A 26473-nucleotide genomic window follows, 5' to 3' on the forward strand; every position below is an offset into this window, starting at 1 on the left:
GCATTGACCCGCCCGCGCGGGCCTGCGTGCTAGAACGGCGCTGCCGGCCACTGAACCCGGCGCCGCAGCAACCATCAACGGAACCACAAGGAGCTGTGCCATGTCACGATTGATTCGCGCCCTGCAGGTGTCGCTGAACCTGCGTTCGGACAATTCCACGCAGTGCATCCGTTCCAAGTATCGCTACTGGAATATCTTCTGACCGGAAGGACTCCACGTATTCGATGACATCGCCAGGGAAGGTCGATGATCTTCCCTGGCATTGGAGGCAGGGCATGGATGAGCGTGCAGCGGATGCGGAAGTGGTTTCCATCGACGATCTGCTCGAACGCGTGCGTCGCGAAGGGCCGGTACTGCGCTTCAACAATGATGTTGTCGGCATCTTTGATCCGGCCCTGGCGGTCAGGATCGACAAGGCCAACACCGACCAGCACACCGTACCGGATTCACTGATTGATTTTCTCGGGCTGCGCAGAGGCAGGGATCCGGTTGCGTGGCGCGAGGTGCGGGCACTGCTGAGCGAGCAGGCCGGGCGGCTGGCCAGTCCCGGCCACATGCGCGACCTCTACACGCGCATGCACGGCTTCCTTGCCCAGCGCGCGGACAGGCCGCACGACCTCAGCGAACTGAGCTGGTGGACGATTTCGCAGTCGCTGTTGCCGCTGCTGATCGATGGCCTCAGTCGTTCCGATGTCGATGCGCTCATCGGTGAGCAGAAGACCCGATACAACGCCATCGTGCTGCAGAACTTCTCGTTCTGGCGACGGATCATCGACTTCCATCTTTCCCGCCGCGCGGCCCGCACGGTGTCGCGGCACATCCGGCGTCGTGCACGCGGGACCGTGCCGCGCGAGGACTTCCTGCAATCCCTGCTGCCGCTGGTGCAGCGGGTGGGGGTGGATCGCGTGGCCTATCTGGTATCGATGGTGCTGGCCGGCATGTCGGGCCTGCCGGGCATCACTGCGGCCAGCCTGCTGTACGCAATGCACCGTTTTCCGCACTGGCAGGCGCGCATCCGCGAGGAAACCTCGGCGCTGAGCCTGGAGCAGCTGTACGCACTGCCGATCAAGTCGCTGCCGTGCACGTCGCGTTTCGTCAAGGAAACCCTGCGGCTGTGGCCGGGGCTGTTCGCCCTGCACCGTCCGGCCTCGCACGATATCGATATCGAGGGCGTGTGCATCCGCAAGGGCGGGGCGTACGAGCTGTCGTCCTACTTCCAGCATCACTCCCCGGAGTATTGGCAGAACCCGGACAGCTTCGATCCTGATCGCTGGTTGCCGGAGCGACGCCAGGCCAACAAGGGCGCCTACGTACCTTTCGGTTTTTCCTCGCGGGCCTGCATCGGCAGTGCGGTCGGCCACGCGCAGCTGCTGCTGTTCTGCGCGCTGGTGACCCGCGATTTCGAGTTGACGGTACAGGATGAGCCAACACCGTGGATGCAGCTGGAAGGCTTTGCCATTCCGGTCGACTTCATCGGTACGCTGACGCCGCGCTGCGCGTGACGGCAACGGCAGTGCCTGGATCAGTCTTCAATCTCGCCACGGCGGGCTGCCGCGCGCACCGCCTGCGCGGTGGTAGCCACGCCGAGCCGTTGCCGCGCTCGCCGCAGATGGTTCTCCACCGTGCGTGCAGACAGCCCCAGCGTGGCCGCGATTTCGGCCTGGCGCCGGCCAGCGGCAACCCAGCGCAGCACTTCGCGTTCGCGTGCGCTCAAAGCGCCTACGGGAACATCCGCCGGCGCTTCGGCAAGCCGCCGCGCCGCACGGAAGGCTGACGCACCGACCATTTCCAGCTGCAGGCGCGCGCTGGCGGACGCATCAATCGAGGTGCCGGCGAAGCTGACCGCACCTTCCAGGCCGGTCGGGCCGAACACCGGTACCTGCAACCCATGCAGGCCATCGCCGCGCGGCTGCTTCACCACCTGGTAGCGTTCGCCGCGCACGCCCTGGCGCTTGCTCCAGAAGAACGGCGCATTGCTGTCCAGCACATGGCGGTTGACCGGGCAGGCGTGCAGGTAGCGGGTGAGATCGGTATCGCTGCCGTCGCCGAACCAGTCACCCTCGATCCAGTACACGCGCTGCGCGTCGCGCTCCAGCCCGGTTCCGGTGGCGAACACCAGCAGCCGGTCGTAGCCCAGTGGCGAGGCGGCGGCGCGCAGCACGCCGCCCACCGCGGCCAGCGACCGCGCCTGTTCCAGTTCCAGCAGCGCGGGCACCAGCGCAGGCATTGGCTCAGCGCCCGGCCAGCGCGTCGAGCAGCGTGCGCGCGGCCAGCTTGCCCAGCGCATTGCCGGCCAGCGGACTGTCGCCGGTCAGCAGCAGGCGATCCTGCAGCACGCTGCCATCAATGCCCTCGTTGACGATCTGCACGCCCTGCTGGGCCAGGCGTTCACCGAAGAACCAACGCAACTGCCCCGGCATGTAGCCGATCTCCGGTGTCTGCCGGTCCATCGCGTCGGGGAAGGCACAGATGCGGTAACCACGGAACAGCGAGCCATCCCCGGCTTCGTCGATACCTGCCGCCAGCAGCGCTGCCGGGCCATGGCAGAGCGTGATGATGTGGCGCTGGCCGGCCATGGCCCATTGCAGCGCGGATTTCACTGCCGTGCTTTCAGGCAGGCCGATCAATGCGCCGTGGCCACCCGGAATGAAGATGGCGGCATAGTTTGAATCGGCGCCCAGGCCAGCCACCACCTCGTCCAGCTGCAACGGCTGGCGGAAGCGCGCCTCGTAGCGTTCGTACAGGGCGCCGATCTCGCGGTCCTCGCGCGGGAAGGCCCACCATTCGAACTTGACGGCGTTGCCGGACAGCGTCGCGACGTCGATATCGAAGCCAGCCTTGTCCAGGTGGTACATCGGCAGCAGGGTTTCCACCGGGTGGTTGCCGGTGGAGAACAGGTGGCCATTGGCGGTCGGCAGATAACGTTCGTCGGCGGCGATCATCAGTACCTTCCAGCGGCCATCGCGGCGCGCATCCGGATAGTCGGCGCCGGACAGGTCGCTCTTCGGCGAGGTGAACTGCGACAGCGAATACGGCGACGGGAAGAAGGCATCGCGCTCGGCCGGATCGGGGCTGGGCTGGCGGCTGGGCTCTTGCGTGTTCATGCGGACCTCCGTTGGGGGGAAAGTGAGCCCAGCATAGGAGGCCGCGTGCGCAGGCGCGATGAGGGATTCCCCTCAATGGACCATCACCCGGATGCTGCATCGCGGCAGCGGCCCGGTTGGACAGCAGGATTATGTCGTGTTATCTAGCCGGTGCCGGGATAATCCCGGCATAACCACACAGCAAGCAAAGGAATGAAAATGAAAAGATTCGCCCGAGCATTGCGCGTCACTCTGAATATCCATCCGAACGAGAAGAGCAGTGTGTGGAATACCTGGCCGCTCTGGGTCGAGTTCTGATCCTGCGGGGCAACCCCGCGATTGAGCGGTAGCAAGACGAAGGGACTCGTCTTTCGAGTCCCTTCCTGCCGGAGACGCACTGCATGCAAGGGATGTCGAATGAAGGCAGCGCCATTGCTGCCGAGCGCTTGGCTGCGCGCGTGGAGCGCGAAGGACCGGTGCTGAAACTGGAAACCGGCGGCATCGGGGTGTTCTGCCCGGAGCTGGCCGGCAAGGTCGACAAGAAGAATTCCGAGCACCTGTTCGTGGTCGAGTCGCTGGCCGACCTGTTCCGCCGGCACGAACGCGTGCGCTGGACCGAAGTACGCAGCCTGATCGCCACGCGCAGTGCTGAGCTTACCGGAGCGCAGACCCTGGAGGCGCTGCAGTCGCGCATGCGGCAGGCGTTGGACGCACTGTGCGGGCGCGAGCTGGATGCCACGCCCGCCGTGTGGAAGGTGATGGCGCATCCGCTGGTGCCACTGGTGATCGACGGGCTCGACGCGCGCGGCACCGCGGCCATCGAACGCGCCCTGCATCTGCGCTACACCACCCAGGTCGAGCAGGTCATCCATCGGCGTCATCTGCTGCGCAACTTCCTCATCGGTCGCGGCGAATCGCGGGCGATCGCCGCCGAACTGAAGCGACGCGTACGCGACGGGCGCGTGCCGCTGGACTACGCGCAGTCATTGCTGAGCCTGCGCGAGCGCATCGGCCTGGACAAGGTTACCTACCTGGTCACCGTGCAGCTGATCGCCATTTCCGGCGTGCCCGGCATGATGGCCGCCTGCCTGCTGCTGGCGATGCAGATGCATCCGCACTGGCGCCAGCGCATCGAGGAGGAATTCGCACCGCTCTCGGATGCGGAGATCCATGCGCTGCCGATGGCCAGGATTCCCTGCACCATGCGCTTCCTGAAGGAAGTAATGCGGCTGTACTCCACGCCCTTCAACAACCGTCGCGTGGCCGCCTGCGATCTGCAGGTGGAAGGGCAGGCCATCGCCGAGGGCACGGTGTTCGAGCTGAGCTCGTTCATCCAGCATCGCTCGGCGAAGTACTGGGATGACCCGCTGCAGTTCGATCCCGATCGCTGGCTGCCGGAGCGGCGCAAGCGCACCGCTGGTATCTATGTGCCTTATGGCTTCCCCACGCGTTCCTGCGTGGGATCGGCGGTCGGCAACGCGCAGCTGGTACTGCTGTGCGGGCTGCTGGCGCGCGAATTCCGTTTCACCCCCAGCGCCGGCTACCGGCCCGAGGTGCGCATGGAGGGCTTCGCGATCCCGGCAGCGCTGCACGGTACGTTCTCGCGGCGCACGGCAGGTGCCTGATCTGCCGGGGCCGGCGGCTTACTTCCCCGTTCGTCCGTATTCCTGCATGTCCTCATGCAGGATCCGCCGCAGCTCGATGATGGCCGGCGTGGCTTCCTGCACGCTGTGCCCAGACACGATCACTTTCTCCGAATCCGCGTGCGGCAGGTGCGAGCTCCAGTAGGGCACCAGCCCGTCGTCGGTCTTTTCCAGCGGGCCATCGGCCTTGGCGCGGGCGATGATCGAGTGGTAGTGCACCTTCGGTGACATCGGCAGGTCGGCGACGGCGCGGACGAACGGATCGTCCTTGTCCAGGTTCTGGATGCTGTTCATCTGGTAGCCGTGCTTGCCATCGTTGCGATCGATCTGGCCGTCGTTGGCCAGCGTCGTCACGTCTTCCAGCACGGTCAGCGGCAGCCGTACCAGGCGGCCAATCCAACGGCCGAGGCGGGTGCCGGCCACGTCGGTGCCGCGATGCGGCGTGGCGATGAACACCACCCGCGATACTTCCGGTTCCGGCAGGAAGGTCAGCACCGGCGCGCCCTTGGTGCGCAGCAGCTCGCGCTGGGCGGGCGTCATCTGCGCGGTGGCCAGCAGGGTGTCGACCAGGTGGTCGCCGGAAGAGGACACCATCAAGCGCGCGATCACCCCGCCCATGCTGTGCCCGACCAGCACCATGTCATGCGAGGCCTGCGCCTTGCCGCTGGGGTCGAAGTGCTTGAACACTTCGGCCAGCGTGTGGCGCATTGCATCGTGGCTCATCGCGATGGGCATGTTGGTCGGGTAATAGAACTGCCAGACCTGGAAGTCCTGGCGGATCTCGTCGTCGCGCATCAGTTCGTTGGCCACGTTGACCCAGGCCTCCGGACTGCTGGCCAGGCCATGGATCATCAACAGCACGCGGCGGTTCGGGTCGTAGGGCTGCATCATGTAAAGATGCGGCGTGTCGATGCCGCCCTTGCCACCAAACAACGAGCGCAGCGACTGGTGGCTGAAGTTCGAGCGTGCCAGCCACAGTGCATAGCCCGCAGTGAAGTTGGCCGCCAACGGCACTTGCTGGCCATGCAGGGTCACTTCCGAGACCTGGTAGGGATCGTGGATCTCCAGTTCCGGCTCGTCGTCATGCAGCACCTCCCACAGGTTTTTGCCCGAGAAGCGCAGCAGCACCGTCATCGAAGGCGAGGGCATCTCGCTCCAGCTTTGGCTGGCCGGGCTGCCTGCCTGCGTGGCAGGCGTCGTTGCTGCAGGCGGGGTAGCCGTGCTGCCGGCCGGGTCGTCCATCACCGCCACCAGCTCGGCACCGAAGCCATCGCGGCGATGCACGCTGCGCAGCGTGCCGGTGAAGGACAGCGAGGCCGCCGGTACCAGCTCGGTAGGGGTACGCGTATCCAGCGGCGATGCTTCGCCTGAAGGCGCCAGCACGAAGGTCCAGCGGCCCAGCTGGAAATGGCTGGCCTGGCTGTGCACGCGCCCGGTGGCATACGCGTTGTACAGCTGCACCGAGGCTTCCTGCACAGCCAGGTTGTAGTAGTCGCGCACCTGGGTCTGGCGGTCTTCGAAACCACGCTGGTTGGCGGTGCGTTCGGTGAAGAACAGATAGGCATAGGCCTGGCGCGCAACCTGCATCCAGGCGTCCAGGCGCGGCTGGAAGTCGGCATCCAGCTCGGTGATCGCAGTCTTGGCGCGGCCGGATGCCGAGTACTCGCGCTTCGGCGCGGGCAGGGTCATCGCATACTGCAGCCACAGCTCGGCCAGGCTGGAGCGCTTGTCTTCCTCGCGTACCACGATGCTGCCTTCCATCGCCTCGATGCAGGGCAGGCCGGGCTTGGCGCAGACGCCTTCGTCGAGGCCGGCCACCCGCAGGGTCTCGGTGGTCGCCGCGCTGAGCTTGCCGGAGGTGAGGATGTCACCGCGCTTGAGCGCGATGTACTGGCCGGGCGTGACCGAGGCAACCTGCACCGACGGCCCGAACTGGCGCAGCGTCGCGCAGCCGCCCAGGGTGAGCAGCACGGTGATGATGAGGGTCGTGCGGCCGATGAAGCCCAAGCCCGTGGTAGCCATACGATCCTCCTGCGCGGTGGCGCCACTCTAGCGGCCGGCCTGTCAAAGCGGAATAGACCGGGCGGTCGGTTTGGGCCTGGCCGCCGTGGGCGATTCAGCCATTCCCGTGTGACACTGCGGTGAATGGAAGGGACACGGTGATCGCGATGGCCTGGCTTGAAACCCGCATTCCCCCGCCCGTGGTACTGCTGCTGTGCGCCGCTGCAGGCTTTGCAGCACGCTGGCTGCTGCCGGGTTTGCACCTTCGTGTGCCGGTGCCGATCCTGCTGGCAGGCGTGACGATGACGCTGGGTGTCGTGCTCAATCTGCTGCCCAAGCTGTCGTTCCAGCGCGCCGGTACCACCGTCAATCCTCTGCGGCCTTCGGCGTCGAGCGCGCTGGTTACCAGCGGAATCTACCGCCGCACGCGAAATCCGATGTATCTCGGCCAGGCGCTGGTCCTGTTTGGGGCCATGGTGTACCTGCAGAACCTGATCGCGCTGCTGGTGGTGCCGCTGTTCCTGGTGTACATCACCTGGCTGCAGATCCTGCCGGAGGAGCGGGCACTGATGGCCCGCTTTCCGGAGGCGTACGCGCAGTACCGTCATCGCGTGCCACGCTGGCTGTAGCGTCGGCTACCCCATCAGCGGCTGATCTGGCACTTCACCGCTGCCGAATAGCCTTCGTAGTCGTCACCCGCGATCACGTGCAGGGTGTGGCGCTTGTCGATGCGCTTCACGTAGGACGGCTCTTCGGTACTGGCGTGCTCGTTGACCTCGGTCACCGACCAGGCCTTGGCCAGGCGCTTGGAATCGACACCGTTCAAGTACACGAAGAGGCTCTTCTCGCCTTCGGCCACGTTTACATCGGCACTGGTGACCGTGCCGCCAAACAGCGCGACCGGCTTGTCCTCCGGCTCGAACGTGCCGCCTGGCTTCTTGGCCAGGCCGGCCGCCTGCAGCGCATCGATGGCTTCGGCCGCACTGAAGTTCGAGCCGGCCTTGCAGGCCAGCAGCGCTTCGAGCGTGGCGGTGCCGGGGGGCGCGATGGCTGGTGTGGCAGCGTGTGTGGCTGGGGCAGCGGCGAAAGCAGCGAGGAGCAGGGCGAGCGTGGTTGTGGCGGTTTTCATTGCAGATCCTTCTGGCGGTAGCAGGAATCAGAACGCTGGCTCGATCACCGGGAACTCTTCAGCGGAGGAGTAGAGGCGATAGGCCTGTGTGGCGCCAGCGCGGACGTTGATTTCGGTCGAGCGCCGGCGGGAATTGTTGGTCTTCTCCGATTGCAGCACGCCGCACAGGCCCCGCCCCTGGACAGGCGTGGCGGTCAGTACGTGGCGCCCCTCGGCCAGGACAAGGGACAGGCGCTCGGCGGGGTCGAGATGTGCGGCCATCTTCCCGTCGACCATGACGCCCATGTAGCAGCCGCTGCCCACGAATCCAACGTCGCGGGTGACCGTGATGGTGCCCGTGGGTTCTCCCTGGGCGTCGATCGGGAAAATGCGTGCGGCCGGAGCGTCCTTGATCTGCTCGGGGGATGCCTGCTTGGTAGGCATGCAGCCGGACAGTGCGGTAATCAGCAGAGCAGGGACGAGCAGCTTCTTCATCACAGTTCTTCCTTGGCGGAGATCGGGGTCTCGATGGACGGAATGATGCAATGAAAAGGGCCTGGAGTTACAGCCTTCCAGACGTGCAGGCATAAACGTAGCCGGAACCCCGGTCGTAACGGGATCCGGCTTCTTGCCCCGGACGGGCAGGTTTTCCTTGAACTTGTCGGCCGGGTAGACTCGCCTGCCTACAGGGAGGACGTATGAAGAAGATTTCGGCTCTGGGGTTCTTGGTCCTGCTTGCCGCCGGATGCTCCTCAACGGCAGTCAACCCGGGGACAGCGAAGGCTGTGTCAGCCGGTCGAATGTACGACGCCAGTTACCTTGAAAGCAGTCCCGATCGCTCGGCCACCATCAACGTGACTCGCGATAAAGGGTTTGCGGGCGGTGGCTGCTCGTTCGACATCCTGATAGACAACCAGAAGGTCGTTGCGTTGAAGCCAGGCGAATCGGTCAGCATGCACGTGGTGCCTGGAACCTACTTCCTGAAGCTTGAGGCCGGTGGCGGTCTTTGCCAGAACGTCTCAACATTCCAGAATGTGACGGTCGCTGCTAGCGATGTCCTGGCCTATCGCATCTCATGGCCTGCCGGTGGACGGCCAACGATGGAGCGGCAGTAGGTTGCCGCTCATCCAAGGTTTGAAGTGCTTCCAGGCGACGCGTTCCAGGCGCTGAATCAAATGGCCCCCGCCGTCAACGATTGCCTCGTCAGTGAGACTAAGCGACGGATACGGGGCCTAGTCGGTACCGGTGGACAAGGGTGGAAAACGAAAAAGCCGGAACCCCTTATTTGACGAGGGATTCCGGCTTTTCGTGGACCCTTGCGGACCCGGTATTGGTGGAGGTGGGCCCTACCGCAATGTGAACGCAAGTTGTTGATGGTGAAGGTGGTTTGTGCTGGTGTCCGAAACCGATACCCCCAGCAATACCCCCACTCTATGCAGCCTTGGCGGGTTCAATTCCATCCCGCTCGGCAACCCGGGCGGCCTGCCAGGCGTCCACCTCAGCCTCGATCCAGCCTACCGCGTTGCCGCCCAGCGGCACAGGCGCCGGAAAGGTGCCGGCGCTGATCCGGTCATAGATTGTGGTCTTGCCCAGGCCCGTGCGGCGCTTGACCTCGGGCATCTTGATGAAAACGAGCGGCTCGGTAGCCATGGTGTCCTCCTTCAGTTCGTGGCCAGCGCAGCGCGCAGCTGCTCGGTGGCGGTGTTCATGCGGACATCCTCCGCAGGTGCAGAATTGATCCCCACTGGTCGGCCATCGCTGCGGCAATCCCCGGATAGGTCTTGCTGCGTTCCTTCCAGCGATCGGGGCCGGGTGCCATACGGTGAATTCGATCCTCACGGCCTTCCACGATGTTGGTAGGCGTTAGGCGGGGAAGGCCTTTCAGCCACAGCGCCGTAGCCTTTGTCTCACCATGGCCGAACTGCCACGGCTGGATAACCTGGTCCGGCTGACGCCACATCGAGGACATGATGCAAACCGGGTTCTCGATGGCAATCATCGGGATATCTGCTTTCGCCAGCATCATGAAGAATGAAACCGCCGACTGCTGCCTGCCGTCCATGCGCTTGGCCTCGAAGTGCCGCGCGCCGCTGACCGATAGGTGGGTGCATGGCGGATGGGCGATCATCAGATCCCACGGATAGTCCAGCACGTCGCGCACATCGCCTTGGTAGTGCGGTCCAGGAACATCGGTTGGGAGGAGGTCGCAGCTCATCGCTTCATGCCCCCCCCAAGGAACTGATCCCGGACTGCGCCGCTGTACTCACAGGCGATCAGAACTCTCATACGTAGTCCTCCATTGCAGCGGTGAGCAGCTGGTCAGCCATGGTCAATTACCTCGCCAGCGCGGCTCCGCCACTCGTCGCATATCGCGTGAGGCTTAACCAGGAAATTTCCGAAGCTGCAGCGGTCTACGATCGGGTTGAGGATGGCGTCCTTCCGCTTGGGAACCCTGATCGTCCTGATCTTCCCTCGATGAGTCTTGACCTGCCGAAGTTCGTGGAGGGTGTGCGGCTCGCGGCGGAAGTAGACACAGGTCATGCAGCGCGGAGGCTCGGCGTCGAAGTTCTGCTTGGCCTTTGCGCCGTGGGCTACAAGGATCATTGGATCAGCCATTGGTCTGCCCTCGCTCATACTCTTCGTTGAGCCGCTTGCACTGCAGCTCAGCCTTGTCCCAGCCGTTCGCCTTCAGAATGTCCCAGCGGGTCACCGTGCGGCGTTCGTGGGTGTCGTTGACGTAGGCGTACCGACTGCCGGATGCCTTCAGCACCACGTATCGGGGTGGATCCTGCTCGCTGTCGGCGCTCATTTGCCCACCGCCTGGCTATCTGCCTTCCGTGACTCGGTGTTATGGAACGGACCATGGATCTCTGTTGCTGCTTGGCAGTACGCAGCGTGGGCTTCGTTCTTGTCGTGGAAGTAGCCTAGGTGGATGGTGCGTTTGCCCTTCATGATCTTTGCCCTCCAACGGCCCATCTGGATCGACCAATCAACACCTCGCAGACCGGAGCGGCCCGGGCGAGACTTGGCACTGCACTGGTTCTCGCTGTTGTTCGCCAGTCTTAGGTTCACCGGCCGGTTGTCAGTCTTGATCCCGTTGATGTGGTCGATCTGCATTCCATCTGGCGGCCAGTAGCCTGTGTGCAGTGCCCACGCCACCCGATGGGCGGCCAGCTTCACTTGGTCTACCTCCAGGCGTACGTACCGGTTGCGGTCCTGTCCTCCAGCCACATCGCCAGCCTTAGCTCCATTTGGCCTTCCAACCAACCAGTGCAGCAGTCCAGTATCTGCATCCAGCCTCAGGAGCTCCCGCAGTCGCGCCATCGGAACCTTGTTCATTCCGTACCTCCTGGCGGTGCGGCGTAGACCTTTGCCCCGACTGGCAACGATTCGCTGGGATACAGATGAACAACGAATCCGCCCTCGTCTTCCTCAATCGTGCCAATAGCTGCTACCGGCTCCCCCACCGGCTGGCGGGCGGCGAGTGCTGCGACCAACTCGGCGCGCAGTTCGGCAACATCGGCTTCCAACTGCGGGCGTCGGTTGTCCTCGTTCCAGCCATCGGAGCGCTCCGTCGATAGGTCTTCAACGGCTTGGTCATAGGCTTCCAGCAACTCTAGCGCATCCCCCTGACCACCCGGGGAGGGCTGGGTTGAGAGGGCAGCTTGCCATTGAGTCCACAGGTTTCGAACATTGATGAAGCAGTATTCGCCGTCAGCTGCACGCGTGAGGGTGTGACCCCTCAGCCGCGCCCACGCCTCAAAACGCTCACGCGCATCGGCGGCGATGGCTTCAGATACACACGACAGCAGTTCAGCTCGACCACCAATGTCGTACTCGTTATTGCAAAGGTGGTCGGTGATGCGATCAGCGAGCGAGTGTGCACCCCCCAGCCTCACCCTCCCACCGGACTGCACGTCCGCCAGGGTCTTGTTGTCGGTGGTCATGCGGATGCTCCCATTGCGGCGTCGATGGCTGTGTCCAGTTCTTCGGAATGGATCAGCCTTGTGGTCTCGCGGTCCATCGGATTTGCCGCAACCATGGGCGCAGATCGATAGGAGTCATTCGCCTTGTTGCGCAGCCACCGATACCGCTCCGCATCCTCCTGGTCACGATCAGCTCGGCTGCATGCATTGCGATACTTGATTTCAAGATGCGATTTGTCCTGAATTGCCGCCACATGAAGCATGGACAATTCGTCGCACTTCACCCGCAGCGCATCCGCCTCCCGCTCCTTCTCGCAGGCCAGCGCAGTTGCATCGAGCGCGGCCTTGGCGGCGTTCTGAAGCTCAGCGCGCAGGCGGGTTACCTCTTCCTCGTGGTCGGAGTGGAGGACGTAGCTGCCCTCTGCGTCCTCGGTGGGTCCACCCGCCAGATGGTCGTAATCCCAACGTTTGATATTGCTGCTCATGCGCGGGCTCCCTTCTTCGTGCGGCTGTCGTGCCCACCCTCGACCACTTGGCGGCGGCTTATGGTGGATCGGTCGATGGGGCTGTTGCCGAGCTTCTGGACCTTGCCGCCGGCGGCTTCGAAGCGCGCAATATCGGCGTCGATCTCCGCCCGCTGGCGGTTCTTCTCGGCCTGCGTGGCCAGGTCGAAGGTCGGCTGTACGTGGATGCTGGTCATGCGCTCTGCTCCAGCTCGGCCAGAAGCGCGTCGGCAATCTGGATGCAGTAGCGTGCGTCGTGCTCAGGCATGAAGTGAGTTGCATGGGCCTTGTTTGCCAAGAACCCCTGCATAGCCATTGCCGCGATCAGTTCGCGCTTGGTCAGGCCAGTGACCTGCCCCTGTTGGACCAGAATCGATGAGTAATGCTGGGGGCAGCCATGCTCATTGAGCATCGGGGCTGTGGGCATATCTCCGTTCTTCATCGTTGCGACTCCTGATGTGCCAGCAGCGGCCATCGGGTGCGGCGCTGCCAGCTTTGGGTGAGGTTGTTCAGGTGGACCTGCAGCGGGTCGCGGCGCAGGGGGCGCAGCGGGTCGTGCAGGCGGCGCTCGGTGTTCCGGCAGGGCGCGCACGCGGCGGTGGCCTTGCCGTTGATCAGGGGGAAGAACCGCAGCGGCAGCCGGGCCGCGCACTTCGTGCAGGTCTTCATGCCAGCGGATCTCCGCGCAGGCCTTCCCAGGTGAGCGGGAACGGGCCCAGCTTCAGCCGCGCCGCGGCCTGCTTCTTCGTCAGGCCCAGCGCCTCGGCCACTTCCATGGTCGTGACGCGCTTCCCGTCGATCACGTGGTCGAACTGGCGGGCGCGGTTGTTGCCGCCGCGCTTCGTACCGACGTGGGGATAGTCGTAGTTGAGGCCCCTCATGCCGCAACCTCGGCGCGGTAGTTGGCCGGCAGGTGTTCCTCGGCAAAGGCCAGGTAGTCCAGCGCCAGCTGCATGCAGTCTTCGTGCAGGCCGGGGTAGCGGGTCACCTCCAGAAGCTGCGGGGGCGACACGCGGTACTCCAGTTCGCCCACCTCCTTCAGCTCGAATACGTTCCAGCGGAAGACGTCGGCGCCGAACAGGTCCAGGTAGTACCGCCACTGGTAGCCGGCGAGATACCGCTCGGCATCGAACCGGCTGGTGGTCTTGTGGTCATCGACGCGCTTTCCGTCGAGGCAGTCCACTTTGCCGGTCACGGTCAGGCCGCCGTACTCGCCATAAGCGCGAACCTCGCGGATCGTCGGCAGTACCAGCTCGCAGTCGGGCAGATGGAACGTGTGATCCATCGCCTGCAGCACGTCGTAGTCGCCCGGCACCGCGTGCTCCAGAGCATCGTGGAACGCGGTACCGGCCAGCATCGCCTTGGTGGGCCGATCCACGGTGATGTAGCGCACCAGGTCTGCCACCGGCTGGTCGTCGGCGTCCCGCCACTTCCGGAACGCCTCGATGTTGGACACGCGGGCCAGCACGGTCAGGCCGCCTTCGGCGCGGCGTACTGGCCGGCCTTGCTGTCGAAGGTCAGGCCGAGCGCGGCGGCACGGTCGTTCAGCAGCACCTTCATGGCCTGCGAGCCGCCCTTTGCCTCCGGCAGCAGCGCATTGATCGCGGCAACGTCCCCGGCAGCGGTGGTACGGTCGCGCCACTTCTCCAGTGCAGCCTGAGCCTCGCGCTGTTCCTCGGTCATGGCGTTGAGCCGGTCTTTGATCTGCTGGATCACGCGAGCCAGGAACTGCGGGTCACGCTCCGGGTGAGGCACTTCCAGCGGCTCCAGCTGGCCCGGGTTCTTCCCGAACGACGCATCGGTCGGGCTGAAGTTGAGCATGCGCTTGCCGTCGCGGATCGACAGCCGGCCCATGGCATCCGCAGCCTTGTAGATCTCGCCCTTGCTGCCGCCCTGAACGTCCAGACGCTCAATGATCTCGTCGCCGTTGCGCTGCTCATCCATGTGGGCGATCAGAACCACGTCCTTGCCCAGGCTGTTGAGGTGCTTCAGCCATGCGACGAACTCGCTTTTCAGCTGCCCGAAGCCCTGCAGCGTCAGCGAACCACCCCGGCCCATCTTCGGATTGCGGCGGATGATGTCCGGCGTCAGGGTGTCGAGCGCGCGGCCGGCCGTGTCGACCACCACCGTGTTGAAGTCGGCCAGGTCGTCGGCGGTGATGTGCGCCACGTCTTCCCAGCGCTCCACCTGCACGGTGTCCTTGCGGTTGGCCGAGCGGTGGGCGCCGCGGTCGAAGTCCAGCAGCAGCGGCTTGTCAGCGGTGAACGAAATGGACGTTTTGCCCAGGCCGGGCGCAGCGTAGATACAGACGTTCAGGCGGGTGACCGTGATAGGGTCGGTGGAGCGGATGATGCGCAGTGCCATGGTTAGAACTCCCGTTGGCGTGGTGTCGAGGAATGGATGCCGGCGTCGTGGAATCCAGGCCGGCGCGGGGCCCGTGAGGGCGGGGAATTCGTTACGCGGCCAGGTCGGCCTGCTGGGCGGCTGCGCTCGGCGGCGTGAGGGTCAGGCGCACCTGACCGCGGCGCCATGCAGAGATCAGCTCGGCGTCTTCGTCCTCGTCCAGCAGCACCGAGACGGTGAAGCCCATGGCTACGCTGCCGCCTTCGAGCGGCTTCCAGGTGATCTTTTTCACCTTGGCGTCTGCGAAGAACACCGGCTCGATGTGGTCCATCAGGGAGCCGATCGACAGCTCGTAGCCTTCGAACTTCCCGGTGATGTCCTGCTCGCCCAGCAGCGGCAGATTCAGCGCCACCAGGTCGGTGCTACCTTCCATCGGCAGGTTCTGCTGTTGGCCCTTGTCGGCCTTCTTCCAGAACGCCGGCAGGATGGCCGGGTCGATGGTGTTGAGGATCGTGTTCGGAGCGTTCAGCGAGAACTTCAGGTCAGCAGCGGCCGCGTCTTCGTCGCCGTGCTTTTCCTTCCGCAGGTTCAGATGCGAGAAGACCGCATCGTGTTGATCGAGTTGGAACATCGGTGGTGCCTCTCGTAGGAGCCGGCCGCGCCGGCGGGGATGGTCAGCCGCGCACGCTGCTGGTGCTGGCCCAGCGGGCCTTCGCAGCGTCACAGTCGGAGTGGGCCTGGTGGATCTCGGCGATGCGCAGCGGCACGACGACGGCGGCGAACAGCGCGACGGCGGCCCAGGCGATGCGGTAGCGGCGGCTCATTGCGCACCGCCCGTGGCCTTGGCGATGGCGGCGCGGGCAGCGAAGTAGGCGATAGCCAGCTGGCTGCTCGGCATCTCGTCGTAGATGCGCTCGTCGCTGTGGTCAGGGCTGATTCCCTGCATCTCGTTGATCGCCTGCACGAACAGTTGGTTCGCTTCATGCGACTCCGGCGCTGAGGCGATCAGACGGGCGTTGGCTTCGATCTCGGCCGACGTGGTTTGAGCCAGCTGACAGATGAAGCGGTTGCTGGAGCCGCGCACGATGTGCGTGTAAGCGTCGCTGTCCTCTTGATAGGCCCACGGCCCCGGGGTGTGCTTACTGCTCATCGTCGTTTTCCTCCACGCACAGGCCGTCCACGGCCTCGCGGTTGCGTTGTTCTCGGGCTTCCGCCAGCGACATCGGCGGGGTGATCGGGGGCAAGCCGAAGTGGTCGGCGAAGGCTGCGTCCAGATGGTCAAACGGGCTCACGACAGCACCGCCTGCACCGTGACGGTGAAAGCCACACCGAGGCAGAAGGCCAGCAGGTAGCCCGAAGCCAGCTTCAGCGCCTGGAAGTGCAGGGCTCGGTCGGCGGCGGTCATGCGGCCACCTGCTGCATTGCGCGGGCCGTGTCGTTGGCGCACATCTGTGCCCGGGCCAGCATGTCGACCGCAGCCAGACCGCTGCAGGGGCGCATGGCGCGCATCCGGTACAGGTTGTAGTGGTACCGGCGGTCAGCCGCCCGGAGCTCGCTCATGGCCCAGCCGAAGCGGCCCTTGCGGTACTTCGCTATCAGCAGCAGCGGGTCGATCAGGCCATCGGCAATCTCGCCTTCGCCGTTGCAGCGGCCGCAGGCCACGCCGTACTCGCACTGCGGGTCGCCGATGGCGCTGTCGTTGCGGGTGTGTTCGCCGGTGCCGTCACAGTCCGGGCAGGCGATGAAGCCATTGGCCGGGTGCAGCGGAAGTCCCCGTTCCTCGCGGCAATCGTCCTGGCAGCGCAGGTGCGACCGCAGGCCCAGGTAGCGGGACCGCGCGGTGTTCCTCGGCAGGTTCTCGAACATGTGGAGCCCCGTCTGGATGGCCCGGGTGGGCCGACGGGGCTAAGCTATGGCATTCCATAGTTCACTGTCAATGGGATCCCATAAATTTCTTTGGCGAGAACAGAAAACCCCGCCGGGGCGGGGTTCAGAGCTGTCGGATATCTTGCTTCAGCGCTACTGGGCGGAACTGAGCCGCTTCGGGTCGAATCCCGATACGTCGAAGGTCGCCGTAAGTGCGCCTTGGTGGAAGACGTTCACCTCGATCCTTACCGTCTTTGCCTTAGCCAACTGCGATGAGAACCTTTGGAAACCTGGGATGAAGACGGTCTCTGTGCTGTTGTCGGAAGGATCAGTTCCGGTCAGCGTCATGGCAGGGCCTTCGTCGAATCTCACGCGAACGGAGCAATCGCCATAGGAGTGACAAAGGATCTGGCCCTTCTCTATCGAGAACAGGATGTCGTTGCCCCAGCGAGGATGTTTCCTCAACGTCAACCGTGCATGCTGCTTCCCTTGGTAGGGGAACTCAAACTCAAAGCTGTTCGTGCTGGTAACCGATGCAGAGTATCCAGTCTTGCTCGTCATATCGTCCTTGAAGGTCGAATACGACCACTGCTTTCCAATGCTTTCAGCGGCAAGCTTGGGTGCTTCTTGGTTAGCCGCTTCCTGCTGAGCCCGTATCTGCTCAATGAGCTGCTTAGCCTCCGCTGCCTCCGCAGTGGCAGGGTACTTTTCGATCAAGTATTCCGCACGGACCGCCCTAGTGGCGAGAGGTATCGATGGGTCTTTCACGTCTCGGAGCAGGTTCTCCTGCTCGCTCTTCAGTGCGCGGCCCGTTGAATCTCCATCGGTGCTTGCCTTACCTCCGTGGCCTCTTGGCAGGTTAGATAGCACCAGCAGCACAATTACAAGGCCAACGACTACAACAACAGCTGCTAAGCAGCCGCTGCGGACCGATTTGCTCTTCACTTCTGCTGGCGATTGGTAGCTGGGGATGGATGGGGAATCAAGTGAAGTCTGCGGGAACCCGCAATGAGGGCAAGCGGGTGCGGCATCGCTAACCTTTCCACCGCACTCTCGGCAAACGACCAGTGCCATAAAGTCTTCCTTAAGTAATAAACAAGGGTTCAGTCAGCCCAACCACCTATCCAATGAACACGACCAACTACGGTGATTGGCTCCCTCTTTGAATCCATCGGCCTCGGCTTTTGCCAGTTATGGTCGCCTCTAGGGTTGTCGCTCGCAAAGTAAACACCTGCTTCCAGCACCATAGCGCGCTTGACGTAGTACTCAGGGTTGGCGGCGCCGTGAACCTGGACAAGGTAGAGCGCTCCGTCCACCACCCTTGTATCTGAGGTGTCAAACAAGATCGCGTCTCCGTCCTCGATGGTCGGTTCCATCGAGTCGCCTTTGCCGTAGTAGACAGCCAGATTGCGTCCATAGATGCCCCTGCGCCTTAGGCTGGTCTTCTTGAACTTGAGGCTGTGGGTCTCCGCATACTCTTCAGCTTCGGCACCTGCCGCACCCAGTCCCACCGCCTGGGAGTAACCGGTGACGTCAGTGTAGTCAGAGTCATCAGGTCCAACTTCGGCGAGCTCCATCGCCCCCTTTCCGGTCTGAAGCCACTTGGCGGACACCCTGAGGGCCTCTGCAATCTGAGGTAGCTGGGTCGTACCCGCCTGGTCGTTGTTCTCAATGCCGGCAAGCGTCGGGTACTTGATCTTGGCTGCCTCAGCCAACTGAGGCCGAGACAGGCCACGTATCCGGCGAGCTTCCTTAATTCGTTCACCAATCGTGTTCATGGCTGCGAGCATTACGGAAACCCATTATGGGATGCCGTTGACATGAAGCTATGGCATCCCATAGTCTTGGGCGACCCAACAGGAACGCGCACATGGAAATCACCTGGGCAGACCGAATCAAGGCGCTCGAACAGCGCGGCTGGTCCCTGACCGAAATTGGCCGTGCCATCGGCAAATCGCCTCAGACCGTGAGCGACATCAAACAGGGCAGGACTAAAGAGCCGGGCGGCATGGCTGCCGTCCAGCTCCATCACCTCTATGCAACCGGCGCTAAACCCGCCGGGGCCGCAGCCTGAGATGGCCGTCGGAGTAGCTACTGCAGGTTGCCCACGGCTCGGGCGAGGGAGGCCAGTTCCTTCTTCGCTACGGACGGGCCTGCGTATGCAGCTGCGTCTCGCAGGTGCGCCTGGACCGCGGCGGCTGCGGGGGATCCGGGGATGAGTCCCTTGCTCACGATCACCAGCATTTCCTCTAGGGCTTCGGTCCGCGCCTCGGTATGCCGCAGGCGCAGTTCCAGCTTCTTGATCTCGTACATGGGTAGTTCCTTGATCGGTTGGGTGGGTGTTGCACCTCGACCGTACCGAGAGCAGGGGAGGCGTCAACGGACGGCCCTCTTAGCAGGGAAGGGGAGCACCGCCCCCAGCGCCGTCCCTGGCGTTCGGCGGTGCTGGCGCAGGCATCGCACCACATCCCGGCCTTTGACCCTCCTGATCGCGTACGACCTCCCCGCCATGTGCACCAGCCTGACCACATTCGGTGCCCACAGCAGCCTTGCTTCCTTTTTCGCTCGCTTCTCCATGCCGCGCATCTTGCGCCGGCGTCGTAACGCAAACCACGTTCACCGAGACCGCCCATGAACATCACAGACGCCGCACACAAGACCGTGAAGGACTACCCCGGTGGTAGTGAAGCGCTAGCCGTCCGCATCGGCATGTCCGCCGCGGTGCTGCGCAACAAGGTAAACCCGAACAACAACACGCATCACCTGACCCTGGCCGAAGCCAGCGAGATCATGGGCGTGACCGGTGACGACCGCATCCTGCATGCGATGGCCGCTGAGCACGGCTACACCCTCCAGAAGATGCAGGCGGACGGCATGGCGTCGGTTATGGGCGCGATGCTGGAGAACGCTGCCAAGCAAGGCGCGTTCGCGCAGGCGCTGCAGGAGGCGCTGTCTGACGGCCTGATCAGCGAGAACGAGATGAAGGCCATCAGCAGCGCCGGCACTGCGCAGGTGGAGGCCATGATCAACCTGCTGGCGCGCCTGCGGGCTGTGACCGGCCAGCGTGGGGTAGTGGCATGAAGCGCCTGACCGATCCGCTCGCCAGGGCCATCTGGCTGGTCCAGCAGCGCTGGCACATCGCTGGTTGCCTGCAACTCCTGCGGGGTGCGTGATGAGCACCGATGCGCGCCTGAGCGTCGGCCTTCCTGGCCACCCTAAGACGAAGAAGCTGATCCGCCGTCTGGACGCCTCGGCGGGCTGGTCGCTGGTGTGCCTGATCCTCTGGGCCCGTGCCAACCGGCCCGATGGCGACCTGTCCGGGATGTCAGCCGAGGACATTGAGCTGGCCGCTGATTGGACCGGCGAGAACGATGCGTTCGTCCGTGAACTGGCGTCCGTTGGTTTCCTGGATGGTGTGGAAGGGGCCTACCAGTTGCACGACTGGGCTGATCACCAACCGTGGTCGGCAGGGTCGGACCTGCGTTCACTGAAAGCGAAATGGAACGCGGTGAAGCGTCACCACGGCGAATCTGAGGCTGACCGGCAGGTTCCAGAGTACGCACGGATTCGTGCTGCAAACTCCGGTTCGGATGCTAGTAGCAATAAAAATGATGCTGGTAGCACTGCTGGGAGCAGCGATGCAGCAATGCGCCTAGCAGCTTCTAGCAATGCTCCGTCTCCGTCTCCGTCTCCGTCTCCAAAAGAAGAAAAGCCCCCCCATACCCCCCCGGCTGACGCCGAGGGGGCAAAGCCCGGACGACGGAAGCGGGAGAAGATCACCTTCGCCGCGTTCCTCGACCTGTGCCAGGAGGCGGGCGAGTCGGCCATCCCGCGGACCGACCCGATCTTCACGTTCGCCACGGACACCGGGATCCCGAGGGACTTCCTGCACCTGGCGTGGCGCGAGTTCGCCGCTCGGCATCGCGACAGCGGCCGGATGCAGAAGGACTGGCGGGCCCATTTCCGCGACGCCGTTCGCCGCAACTGGTTCAAGCTCTGGTGGTTCCCGGCGACCGGACCCTGCGAGCTGACAACGGCCGGCGTGCAGCTGGCCCGTGAGCGCGATGCCGAGCGGGCCCGGGAGCAGGATCAGGAGCAGGCCGCATGAGTGCTCAGCCTGCCTACCGCGACGACTACGGCCATTTGCCGGTGCCGCCGCACTCGATCGACGCTGAGCAGTCCGTCCTGGGCGGCTTGATGCTGGCGCCGGAAGCGCTGCGCGAGGTCCGCGACTTGCTGACCGAACGGGACTTCTATCGCCGGGATCACCAGCTGATCTGGCACGCCATCTGCGATCTGGCCGACCGGGAACAGCCATTCGACACGGTGCTGCTGATCAACTGGTTCGAGAACCAGCGGCAGCTGGAGCTGGTTGGCGACGGTGCGTACTTGGTCGAGCTGGCCAGCACCACGCCGTCAGCGGCCAACATCCGCGGCTATGCCGAGGTCGTGCGCAACAAGGCGCTGCTGCGGGGCGTGATCGAGCGTGCGACCGAGATCACCAACGATGCCTACGGCACTGCCGACGAGGACGCCGATGCCCTGGTGGCCAGCGCCACCGCCAAGTTCGCCAACCTCAGCGTGCAGTCGGGCGGGAACGGTGGCCTGGTGATGGTGCGCAGCGACCTGCAGGGCATGTGGGAGGAAATGGAGGCGCGCTACGACGGAACCGCTGACCTCGGCCTGGTGCCGCCGTGGCAGAACGTGGCCAGGAAACTGCCCGGACTGGAACCCACCGACCTGATGATCCTCGCGGCTCGGCCGTCGATGGGTAAGACGGCCAACATGCTCGAGTGGGTCTACAGCGTCGCGGCACAGGGCAAGCACGCTGCGGTGTTCAGCCTGGAGATGGCGCGCAGGCAGCTGCTCGCGCGGCTGATGAGTATGCATTCGGGCGTGCCGCTGTCGCGCATGCGCGTCAAGGGCGAGCTGACCGACGACGACTGGCACAAGCTGAGCATCGCCCGCAATTTCCTGCACGGCCTGCCGCTGGCGATCGATGATTGCGGCTCGCTGCCGGTCGATTCGCTGGTCGCGCGCGCGTCCCGCATGCACGCCAAGGTAAAGGGCGGGCTGGGCGTCGTCGCGGTCGACTACCTGCAGTTGCTGTCGGGCCCGGCCAAGGCCGGCAACCGGACCGAGGAAGTCTCCTACATCTCGCGCACGCTGAAGAAGCTGGCCAAGACCCTGGGCTGCCCGGTGATCGCACTGTCGCAGCTCAACCGCTCGCTGGAAACGCGTACCGACAAGCGTCCGGTGATGGCCGACCTGCGCGAGTCAGGCGGCATTGAGCAGGACGCGGACGTGATCGCCTTCATCTACCGCGACGACTACTACACGAAGGACGTCTGCGGTGCTCCCGGGATCTCGGAGTTCATCCTGGCCAAGAACCGCCAGGGCGAGACCGGTACCGCATACCTGCGCCACCACCTGGAATGTAGCCGTTTCGAGAACTACCACGGCGAGAAGCCGAACTACACCCTGAAGACCTTGGTGCGGGATAGCGCTGGCGACGATGACGGTGGGTTCGACGCGCCGGCAGGCCACCGCAGGAGCGGCAAGGACCGCGCTGCAGGAGATCGCGCATGACCACGACAGCAGCCGCGAAGAAGATCCGCGCCAAGCGAGCGCGCCGTCCGATCTACATGGTCGTGACCAAGTTGATCGATCCGGCCACCGGTGAGCTGGTGGGCGCACTTGTGCCGGCTCATGACGTCGACCAGCGCCTGATGCGCGAGCGGAAGTTCAAGGTAGGCCGCGAGGTCCGGGCTGAACTGAAGCAGCCTCGGGAAGGCTGGCAGCATCGTCTGGTGCACAAGATCGGCCAGCTGATGGTCGACAACGTGGAAGGCTGGGAGCAGTTCGGCAGCCACGACGCTGTGAAGCGTCTACAGCGCGAGTCCGGCATCTGCTGCGAGGAAATAGAGATCGACGTCTCCGGCGTCGGCCGCCTGATGGTCAAGCAGGCCGAGAGCCTGTCCTTCGACGAAATGGAACAGGACCGATTCCAGGTCCTGTTCGATGGGATCACTGAGCACATCGGCCGACACTACACCCACGTGATGCTCGACGACGTGCGTGCGGAGTTCTGGGAAATGGCTGGCCAGAATCGGAGGGCTCACTGATGCTCAGCAAGGCGATTATGCGTCTTTTCCATCGACTCCAGTGCGCGGGTGATACCAGTCTCCAGCCGCTTCCAGAGCTCTCGCAGCTCCTGGATAGTCACATTTGGCCCAAGGGGCTGAGGTTGGAACGACGGATGGGCGAGGCTGTCGGAGATCTCGTCGGCGGTGGCTATCAGATCCACCAGAATTTCGGCTACCTCGCCAAGCATCACCAATTCATCCGACGTTCCCTCCCAGCGGATCTGTTCGAGTGTCTGTCGCGCACACGCGACTTCCTTCTCTTCGTCCTCGAATTTCTGGCTTGCGAGCGATCGAACTGCGCGACGCCAGCGTCGGAGTTCGCGGGCGGCGATGACTCTGGCGAGCGCCATCTCCCGGCGGCGTCTGACGATTGTCTCTCGGCTTTCGCGATTCCGTTCTGCCAAGTCTCGGGCGGAAGTCTGCTTGGCCTGGTAGATAACGGTGCCAAGGAAGGTAGCGACAGTGAGGATTGCTTGCGCCCAGCTGGCCGCAGAGGACCACCAATCGAGTGGATGGCAGAACAGGTTGAGTGGAGAGCAATAGATAGTCTCAGCCACATTAACGTCGATCATGGTCGGTCCTTGGCCTGGGCAAGGAGTGCAGCATGAAGCGAGGCCGCTCTACCGGCAAGCCGACCGTGGCCCAGCAGCAGCGGATGGATGCGATCAGCGAAATCGGCTGCATCGTAGCCCATGGCTTAGGCATCGACCTGGGCGATAGGCCCATCCCCGCCGAGGTGCATCACCTGACGGTCGGCGGCAAGCATGGCGCCAAGCGCCGCGGCCACGACTTCACCATCGGCCTGAACCCATGGTCCCACCGTGGCGAGCCTTTCTGCGGCTGGTCGGCCGCCCGCTGCGAGGAGCTGTTTGGCCCCTCCTATGCCCGCCAACCCCGCAAGTTCCGCCAGGAGATCGGCAGCGACGACTACCTGCTGGATCTGCAGAACACCCTGATCGAAAAACACCTGAAGGAGCGCCGCTCATGGGCAGCCTGACCCGTCTGACCCTCCCGTACCCGATCAGCGCGAACCGCTACTGGGCCGTTCGCGTCATTCCGAAGAAGCCGAAGCCGTTGGCAATCACCTACGTGACCGAGGAAGCGAAGGCCTACAAGGCCGCCGTCGGGCACCTGGCCAGGGCGGCCGGCATCCGCACCCCGGCGACCGGCCGCGTGGTGCTGCACATCAAGCTGTTCCCGCACCGGCCGCAGGACTGGGCGAAGCGCGCACGGAAGGACCCGCACACCTGGGACGACACCGTGCAGTGCATCGACCTCGGCAACTGCGAAAAGGTGCTCTCCGATGCCCTAAACGGCATCGCCTGGGTGGACGACAAGCAGATCCGGCGGACCCTGCTGGAACGCATGGAGCCGGACGAGAAGGGCGCGCGGCTGGAGGTGGCCATCGAGTACCTGGCTGCAGCGCCGTCCCTGTTCGGCGAGGTGGCGGCATGAGCGATGACAATGTAGTACTGCTACCGGTTAAGCCGAAGCACGCTTGCACCGGCGAGCTGACCATCGTCAACCGCTATGGCGGCTGCCAGCACGTCCATTTCTTGGTAGACGAGCGTGCATCCGAGGTTACTTGTCGGGACTGCGGAGAGAAGCTGAGCCCGATCTGGGCCTTGGCACAGCTGGCGCGCGAGGACAGCAGTCTCATTCAGCGCTGGTCGATGCTTTCGGCCCACGTCCGCCTTCTGGAAGGCCGTACAAAGGTCAAATGCAATTGCTGCCAGAAGATGGTGACGATTCCGAGCGGCGCTTCTGACTGGAAGATCCGGGATATGGCGGATCGGATTCGGCGGGAGGAAGGGTTTTGACCACGCCAGAGGCCCGCACCCGGAAGCGATACAACGCCTACCTGCGCCGGCATGGCGTCTGCTCGGTCTGCACCATGCGCGAGCGCGGGAGCAGCCCGGCGCACTGCCAGCGCCGGCCGGACCGGCAGGGCAGCTGCGACACCGATGGCCTGTTGCCGGTGTTTCGCTTCGATGAGAACGTGTTGAAGAGGATGCGCGATGGATAAGAAGCAGCTCGAGGCGCGCCTGATCCAGTGGGCGGAAGAGTATGGCGGTGGCCGGTACGAGCATATCGGCTACTCCAGTCGGAACCTCCTGCAGTCCCTGATTGAGCATCAGGGGTTCGTGCCGGGTACCGGTGGCTACCGCGGCATTCTCATCAACACGCCTGGGGACGAAGTCCAATCCGCAGTGCTTGCCATGGAGGCGTATGGCTACATCCGGCCCGGTCGGACGCTGCGATGCGAGTACTTCCTGAAGTCGGCGCCACTGGAACTGAAGCTGCAGAACCTGCGGCGCGCGGGGATCGATATTAAGCGGCCGACCTACTACGACTATCTCGCCATCGCAAAGGCATTCGTGATGGGTCAACTTTCGAAGGAGAACGCTGCATGAAGATGCGCGTATACATGATGATCGCCGACGCTTGCTGTGGTGAAAGCTTCTGCAAGATCGGGGTGACCACCGATCTGGCTGCGCGGGTCAGCGCCGTGCAAACCGGCTGCCCGATGCCGATCACCGATGTGGCCTACCTAGACCTGCCCCGTGGAGCTCGGTCAGCTGAGGCCATGTTCCATGACCAGCTTCGCGCCTATCACACGCAGGGTGAGTGGTTCCGCATGAACCTGTCTGACCCTCTCCACAAGCAGGCGATGAAGGATGCAACGGCCTTGGTCGTGAAGCACTTCGGCGTGAGCGAGACCCGGTGGAAGCACATGAGCCTCGATGCGATCCGGTCGTTGTGCAAGGTATTGCGTCTAGACAATGTGGCCTAGAAACTTGGCACCATTCGAGAAGTCCCCCCTGAAGCCCTGGCCAGCGCCGGGGCTTCTGCGTTTCCGGGACTACTTTTCCTGCGGGCGTGGGCCAGTGGTCTAAGCCGCCGGGCTCATAACCCGGAAGTCCCCGGTTCGAATCCGGGCCCCGCAACCATCTACGCCCGTCCACCCTCACCGGACCCATTCGCCGAGCCTGCCGGGCTGCGGTGACTGGCACCCTATCGCCGGAGATCCACCCATGTCACAGCTACGGCTGCCGATGACCGCGGCGCAGTGCCTGCAACACGTGGTTGTTCCGGCCCTGGCACTGCTGGGAGCCGCCCGCTACGACTCGCCCGAGGCGCGGGTGATGCTGCTGGCCATCTCCGGGCAGGAATCCGGCCTGGCCAACCGCCGACAGGTGAAGGGTCCGGCCCGTGGCCTGTGGCAGTTCGAACAGGGCGGCGGCGTGCGCGGGGTACTGAACCACCCGTCGACCCGGGCAGCGGCCGCGCTTCTCTGCGGCGCGCGCGGGGTCACCGCGACGCCGGCCGGCGTGTATGCCCAGCTGGAACAGGACGACATCCTGGCCGCTGGGTTCGCCCGCCTGCTGCTGTTCACGCTGCCCAAGCGCCTGCCGCCGATCGGCAACGTCTCGGTGGCTTGGGCGCAGTACCTGGACGCCTGGCGCCCCGGCAAGCCGCACATCGACCGTTGGCCGAGGAACTACCGCGCCGCGGTTGAGGCGGTGAGGGCGTGACGATGGAAGTCCAGCCGAGCCAGGACGGCCGCACCCGCGTTTCCCTCGGCCCGGTGGAAAAGTGGTTCGTGACCGCTTTCGCCGGATTCATCGTCGCCGGCGGGTACTGGCTGATCAGCTCCATGCAGGCGGTTCTGACCCAGCAGCAGGTGACGAACCAGCAGATGGCCACGGTGCAGCAGCAGCTGCAGACCTTCAACACCCAGCTGGCCGACGTCCCAGCGCTGAAGCTCGAACTGGCCAAGCAGGCCGTGCAGGTCGAGCAGAACAAGCAGGACATCAAGGAGCTGAAGCAGCTCAGGGGGCTGAAGTGAAGAA

Annotated in this window: 43 protein-coding genes and 1 tRNA gene; 17 read left to right on the plus strand and 27 right to left on the minus strand. The window is 64.1% G+C overall.

What is annotated here, in order from left to right; all coding sequences use genetic code 11:
- The first annotated feature begins 275 nt into the window (after positions 1 to 275).
- Positions 276 to 1502 (plus strand): cytochrome P450, encoded by a 1227-nt coding sequence (locus DFO63_RS20315; protein ID WP_101765284.1) that lies wholly within the window; start codon positions 276 to 278, stop codon positions 1500 to 1502.
- Between the two features lie 20 nt (positions 1503 to 1522).
- Here DFO63_RS20315 and DFO63_RS20320 read toward each other — a convergent pair whose 3' ends face one another.
- Together DFO63_RS20320 and hchA are read right to left on the minus strand one after the other, a co-directional pair.
- The gene (locus tag DFO63_RS20320; RefSeq protein WP_049445539.1) at positions 1523 to 2227 is read right to left on the minus strand and encodes a PA1136 family autoinducer-binding transcriptional regulator; all 705 of its coding nucleotides are present in this window, start codon (positions 2225 to 2227) and stop codon (positions 1523 to 1525) included.
- 4 nt (positions 2228 to 2231) lie between these two features.
- The gene (gene hchA / locus DFO63_RS20325; protein ID WP_119007685.1) at positions 2232 to 3104 is read right to left on the minus strand and encodes a glyoxalase III HchA; all 873 of its coding nucleotides are present in this window, start codon (positions 3102 to 3104) and stop codon (positions 2232 to 2234) included.
- A 380-nt stretch (positions 3105 to 3484) separates the two neighbouring features.
- Here hchA and DFO63_RS20330 point away from each other — a divergent pair, with 380 nt between their 5' ends.
- Positions 3485 to 4708, plus strand: coding sequence for a cytochrome P450 (locus DFO63_RS20330; RefSeq protein WP_233490848.1), 1224 nt, complete (start codon positions 3485 to 3487; stop codon positions 4706 to 4708).
- 18 nt (positions 4709 to 4726) lie between these two features.
- Here the strand turns inward: DFO63_RS20330 and DFO63_RS20335 are convergent, their stop codons facing one another.
- Positions 4727 to 6748: an alpha/beta fold hydrolase gene (locus DFO63_RS20335; protein ID WP_119007686.1), complete on the minus strand. Its 2022-nt coding sequence runs from the start codon at positions 6746 to 6748 to the stop codon at positions 4727 to 4729.
- A gap of 146 nt (positions 6749 to 6894) precedes the next feature.
- Between DFO63_RS20335 and DFO63_RS20340 the strand changes: the two genes are divergently transcribed.
- The gene (locus tag DFO63_RS20340; protein WP_119007744.1) at positions 6895 to 7356 is read left to right on the plus strand and encodes an isoprenylcysteine carboxylmethyltransferase family protein; all 462 of its coding nucleotides are present in this window, start codon (positions 6895 to 6897) and stop codon (positions 7354 to 7356) included.
- A gap of 14 nt (positions 7357 to 7370) precedes the next feature.
- Here DFO63_RS20340 and DFO63_RS20345 read toward each other — a convergent pair whose 3' ends face one another.
- Positions 7371 to 7856: a hypothetical protein gene (locus DFO63_RS20345; protein WP_101765288.1), complete on the minus strand. Its 486-nt coding sequence runs from the start codon at positions 7854 to 7856 to the stop codon at positions 7371 to 7373.
- Between the two features lie 27 nt (positions 7857 to 7883).
- Positions 7884 to 8330 (minus strand): hypothetical protein, encoded by a 447-nt coding sequence (locus tag DFO63_RS20350; protein ID WP_119007687.1) that lies wholly within the window; start codon positions 8328 to 8330, stop codon positions 7884 to 7886.
- Positions 8331 to 8533: 203 nt separating this feature from the next.
- Here DFO63_RS20350 and DFO63_RS20355 point away from each other — a divergent pair, with 203 nt between their 5' ends.
- Entirely contained in the window at positions 8534 to 8950 is a 417-nt protein-coding gene (locus DFO63_RS20355; RefSeq protein ID WP_147416488.1) for a hypothetical protein, read from the plus strand.
- 316 nt (positions 8951 to 9266) lie between these two features.
- Here DFO63_RS20355 and DFO63_RS20360 read toward each other — a convergent pair whose 3' ends face one another.
- From DFO63_RS20360 to DFO63_RS20445, 20 genes are all read right to left on the minus strand, one after another.
- The gene (locus tag DFO63_RS20360; RefSeq protein ID WP_065183319.1) at positions 9267 to 9485 is read right to left on the minus strand and encodes an AlpA family transcriptional regulator; all 219 of its coding nucleotides are present in this window, start codon (positions 9483 to 9485) and stop codon (positions 9267 to 9269) included.
- 55 nt (positions 9486 to 9540) lie between these two features.
- Positions 9541 to 10050 carry a hypothetical protein gene (locus DFO63_RS20365; RefSeq protein WP_220452929.1) on the minus strand — a complete coding sequence of 170 codons (510 nt, stop codon included), beginning with the start codon at positions 10048 to 10050 and terminating at the stop codon, positions 9541 to 9543.
- Positions 10051 to 10154: 104 nt separating this feature from the next.
- Positions 10155 to 10439: a hypothetical protein gene (locus DFO63_RS20370; RefSeq protein ID WP_119007689.1), complete on the minus strand. Its 285-nt coding sequence runs from the start codon at positions 10437 to 10439 to the stop codon at positions 10155 to 10157.
- A 4-nt stretch (positions 10440 to 10443) separates the two neighbouring features.
- Positions 10444 to 10644 carry a hypothetical protein gene (locus DFO63_RS20375; protein WP_119007690.1) on the minus strand — a complete coding sequence of 67 codons (201 nt, stop codon included), beginning with the start codon at positions 10642 to 10644 and terminating at the stop codon, positions 10444 to 10446.
- Entirely contained in the window at positions 10641 to 11174 is a 534-nt protein-coding gene (locus tag DFO63_RS20380) for an HNH endonuclease (protein WP_119007691.1), read from the minus strand. The genes DFO63_RS20375 and DFO63_RS20380 overlap by 4 nt, the downstream gene beginning before the upstream one ends.
- Positions 11171 to 11782 (minus strand): hypothetical protein, encoded by a 612-nt coding sequence (locus DFO63_RS20385; RefSeq protein WP_119007692.1) that lies wholly within the window; start codon positions 11780 to 11782, stop codon positions 11171 to 11173. Before DFO63_RS20385 ends, DFO63_RS20380 begins: the two co-directional genes overlap by 4 nt.
- Positions 11779 to 12246, minus strand: coding sequence for a hypothetical protein (locus tag DFO63_RS20390; RefSeq protein WP_119007693.1), 468 nt, complete (start codon positions 12244 to 12246; stop codon positions 11779 to 11781). Before DFO63_RS20390 ends, DFO63_RS20385 begins: the two co-directional genes overlap by 4 nt.
- Positions 12243 to 12461, minus strand: a complete 219-nt coding sequence (locus DFO63_RS20395) for a hypothetical protein (protein WP_119007694.1) — start codon at positions 12459 to 12461, stop codon at positions 12243 to 12245. The genes DFO63_RS20390 and DFO63_RS20395 overlap by 4 nt, the downstream gene beginning before the upstream one ends.
- The gene (locus DFO63_RS20400; protein ID WP_099604518.1) at positions 12458 to 12706 is read right to left on the minus strand and encodes a hypothetical protein; all 249 of its coding nucleotides are present in this window, start codon (positions 12704 to 12706) and stop codon (positions 12458 to 12460) included. The genes DFO63_RS20395 and DFO63_RS20400 overlap by 4 nt, the downstream gene beginning before the upstream one ends.
- On the minus strand, positions 12703 to 12933 hold the full coding sequence (locus DFO63_RS20405) for a hypothetical protein (protein ID WP_119007695.1): 231 nt from the start codon (positions 12931 to 12933) through the stop codon (positions 12703 to 12705). The genes DFO63_RS20400 and DFO63_RS20405 overlap by 4 nt, the downstream gene beginning before the upstream one ends.
- Positions 12930 to 13145, minus strand: coding sequence for a hypothetical protein (locus DFO63_RS20410; protein ID WP_119007696.1), 216 nt, complete (start codon positions 13143 to 13145; stop codon positions 12930 to 12932). Before DFO63_RS20410 ends, DFO63_RS20405 begins: the two co-directional genes overlap by 4 nt.
- On the minus strand, positions 13142 to 13732 hold the full coding sequence (locus DFO63_RS20415) for a hypothetical protein (RefSeq protein ID WP_119007697.1): 591 nt from the start codon (positions 13730 to 13732) through the stop codon (positions 13142 to 13144). The genes DFO63_RS20410 and DFO63_RS20415 overlap by 4 nt, the downstream gene beginning before the upstream one ends.
- A 2-nt stretch (positions 13733 to 13734) precedes the next feature.
- Complete coding sequence (locus DFO63_RS20420) at positions 13735 to 14628, minus strand: ATP-binding protein (protein WP_119007698.1); 894 nt, start codon at positions 14626 to 14628, stop codon at positions 13735 to 13737.
- A gap of 91 nt (positions 14629 to 14719) precedes the next feature.
- The gene (locus DFO63_RS20425) at positions 14720 to 15238 is read right to left on the minus strand and encodes a hypothetical protein (protein ID WP_119007699.1); all 519 of its coding nucleotides are present in this window, start codon (positions 15236 to 15238) and stop codon (positions 14720 to 14722) included.
- Between the two features lie 43 nt (positions 15239 to 15281).
- Positions 15282 to 15431, minus strand: a complete 150-nt coding sequence (locus DFO63_RS22170) for a hypothetical protein (protein WP_182474443.1) — start codon at positions 15429 to 15431, stop codon at positions 15282 to 15284.
- Positions 15428 to 15757, minus strand: coding sequence for a hypothetical protein (locus tag DFO63_RS20430; RefSeq protein ID WP_119007700.1), 330 nt, complete (start codon positions 15755 to 15757; stop codon positions 15428 to 15430). The genes DFO63_RS22170 and DFO63_RS20430 overlap by 4 nt, the downstream gene beginning before the upstream one ends.
- A complete protein-coding gene (locus DFO63_RS22175; protein WP_182474444.1) occupies positions 15747 to 15899 on the minus strand; it encodes a hypothetical protein in 153 nt (50 codons plus the stop codon). Before DFO63_RS22175 ends, DFO63_RS20430 begins: the two co-directional genes overlap by 11 nt.
- Positions 15900 to 16008: 109 nt before the next feature.
- A complete protein-coding gene (locus DFO63_RS20435; RefSeq protein WP_119007701.1) occupies positions 16009 to 16473 on the minus strand; it encodes a hypothetical protein in 465 nt (154 codons plus the stop codon).
- Positions 16474 to 16626: 153 nt separating this feature from the next.
- Entirely contained in the window at positions 16627 to 17547 is a 921-nt protein-coding gene (locus DFO63_RS20440) for a zinc ribbon domain-containing protein (RefSeq protein ID WP_147416490.1), read from the minus strand.
- A gap of 29 nt (positions 17548 to 17576) precedes the next feature.
- Positions 17577 to 18251 carry a S24 family peptidase gene (locus DFO63_RS20445; RefSeq protein WP_119007703.1) on the minus strand — a complete coding sequence of 225 codons (675 nt, stop codon included), beginning with the start codon at positions 18249 to 18251 and terminating at the stop codon, positions 17577 to 17579.
- A 92-nt stretch (positions 18252 to 18343) separates the two neighbouring features.
- On the opposite strand from DFO63_RS20445, the gene DFO63_RS20450 reads away from it, so the two are divergent.
- Positions 18344 to 18547: a helix-turn-helix transcriptional regulator gene (locus DFO63_RS20450; protein WP_088470458.1), complete on the plus strand. Its 204-nt coding sequence runs from the start codon at positions 18344 to 18346 to the stop codon at positions 18545 to 18547.
- Positions 18548 to 18564: 17 nt separating this feature from the next.
- Here DFO63_RS20450 and DFO63_RS20455 read toward each other — a convergent pair whose 3' ends face one another.
- Entirely contained in the window at positions 18565 to 18786 is a 222-nt protein-coding gene (locus DFO63_RS20455) for a hypothetical protein (protein WP_119007704.1), read from the minus strand.
- A 318-nt stretch (positions 18787 to 19104) separates the two neighbouring features.
- Here DFO63_RS20455 and DFO63_RS20460 point away from each other — a divergent pair, with 318 nt between their 5' ends.
- The 4 genes from DFO63_RS20460 (at position 19105) to DFO63_RS20475 (ending at position 22598) form a co-directional block, all read left to right on the plus strand.
- On the plus strand, positions 19105 to 19554 hold the full coding sequence (locus DFO63_RS20460; protein ID WP_119007705.1) for a phage regulatory CII family protein: 450 nt from the start codon (positions 19105 to 19107) through the stop codon (positions 19552 to 19554).
- A 91-nt stretch (positions 19555 to 19645) separates the two neighbouring features.
- Positions 19646 to 20581 (plus strand): hypothetical protein, encoded by a 936-nt coding sequence (locus tag DFO63_RS20465; RefSeq protein ID WP_119007706.1) that lies wholly within the window; start codon positions 19646 to 19648, stop codon positions 20579 to 20581.
- A complete protein-coding gene (gene dnaB, locus DFO63_RS20470) occupies positions 20578 to 22062 on the plus strand; it encodes a replicative DNA helicase (protein WP_119007707.1) in 1485 nt (494 codons plus the stop codon). Before DFO63_RS20465 ends, dnaB begins: the two co-directional genes overlap by 4 nt.
- Positions 22059 to 22598, plus strand: coding sequence for a hypothetical protein (locus DFO63_RS20475; RefSeq protein ID WP_119007708.1), 540 nt, complete (start codon positions 22059 to 22061; stop codon positions 22596 to 22598). The genes dnaB and DFO63_RS20475 overlap by 4 nt, the downstream gene beginning before the upstream one ends.
- Here the strand turns inward: DFO63_RS20475 and DFO63_RS20480 are convergent.
- Entirely contained in the window at positions 22592 to 23191 is a 600-nt protein-coding gene (locus DFO63_RS20480) for a hypothetical protein (RefSeq protein WP_119007709.1), read from the minus strand. The two genes, DFO63_RS20475 and DFO63_RS20480, sit on opposite strands and share 7 nt — an antisense overlap.
- Before the next feature lie 32 nt (positions 23192 to 23223).
- Between DFO63_RS20480 and DFO63_RS20485 the strand changes: the two genes are divergently transcribed.
- From DFO63_RS20485 to DFO63_RS20525, 8 genes are all read left to right on the plus strand, one after another.
- A complete protein-coding gene (locus tag DFO63_RS20485) occupies positions 23224 to 23616 on the plus strand; it encodes a Ref family recombination enhancement nuclease (protein ID WP_119007710.1) in 393 nt (130 codons plus the stop codon).
- Positions 23604 to 24074 carry a RusA family crossover junction endodeoxyribonuclease gene (locus DFO63_RS20490; protein WP_119007711.1) on the plus strand — a complete coding sequence of 157 codons (471 nt, stop codon included), beginning with the start codon at positions 23604 to 23606 and terminating at the stop codon, positions 24072 to 24074. Before DFO63_RS20485 ends, DFO63_RS20490 begins: the two co-directional genes overlap by 13 nt.
- Complete coding sequence (locus tag DFO63_RS20495; RefSeq protein WP_119007712.1) at positions 24071 to 24439, plus strand: hypothetical protein; 369 nt, start codon at positions 24071 to 24073, stop codon at positions 24437 to 24439. Before DFO63_RS20490 ends, DFO63_RS20495 begins: the two co-directional genes overlap by 4 nt.
- 198 nt (positions 24440 to 24637) lie before the next feature.
- Positions 24638 to 25033, plus strand: a complete 396-nt coding sequence (locus DFO63_RS20505; RefSeq protein ID WP_065197438.1) for a hypothetical protein — start codon at positions 24638 to 24640, stop codon at positions 25031 to 25033.
- Positions 25030 to 25413 carry a GIY-YIG nuclease family protein gene (locus DFO63_RS20510; RefSeq protein WP_119007714.1) on the plus strand — a complete coding sequence of 128 codons (384 nt, stop codon included), beginning with the start codon at positions 25030 to 25032 and terminating at the stop codon, positions 25411 to 25413. The genes DFO63_RS20505 and DFO63_RS20510 overlap by 4 nt, the downstream gene beginning before the upstream one ends.
- Positions 25414 to 25492: 79 nt before the next feature.
- Positions 25493 to 25570, plus strand: a tRNA-Met gene (locus DFO63_RS20515).
- An 84-nt stretch (positions 25571 to 25654) separates the two neighbouring features.
- Positions 25655 to 26155, plus strand: a complete 501-nt coding sequence (locus DFO63_RS20520; protein ID WP_119007715.1) for a hypothetical protein — start codon at positions 25655 to 25657, stop codon at positions 26153 to 26155.
- Between the two features lie 2 nt (positions 26156 to 26157).
- The gene (locus tag DFO63_RS20525) at positions 26158 to 26469 is read left to right on the plus strand and encodes a hypothetical protein (RefSeq protein ID WP_088470468.1); all 312 of its coding nucleotides are present in this window, start codon (positions 26158 to 26160) and stop codon (positions 26467 to 26469) included.
- Positions 26470 to 26473: the final 4 nt, after the last annotated feature.

Origin of the sequence: Stenotrophomonas sp. AG209 (assembly GCF_003550055.1) — a bacterium.
GTDB lineage: Bacteria > Pseudomonadota > Gammaproteobacteria > Xanthomonadales > Xanthomonadaceae > Stenotrophomonas.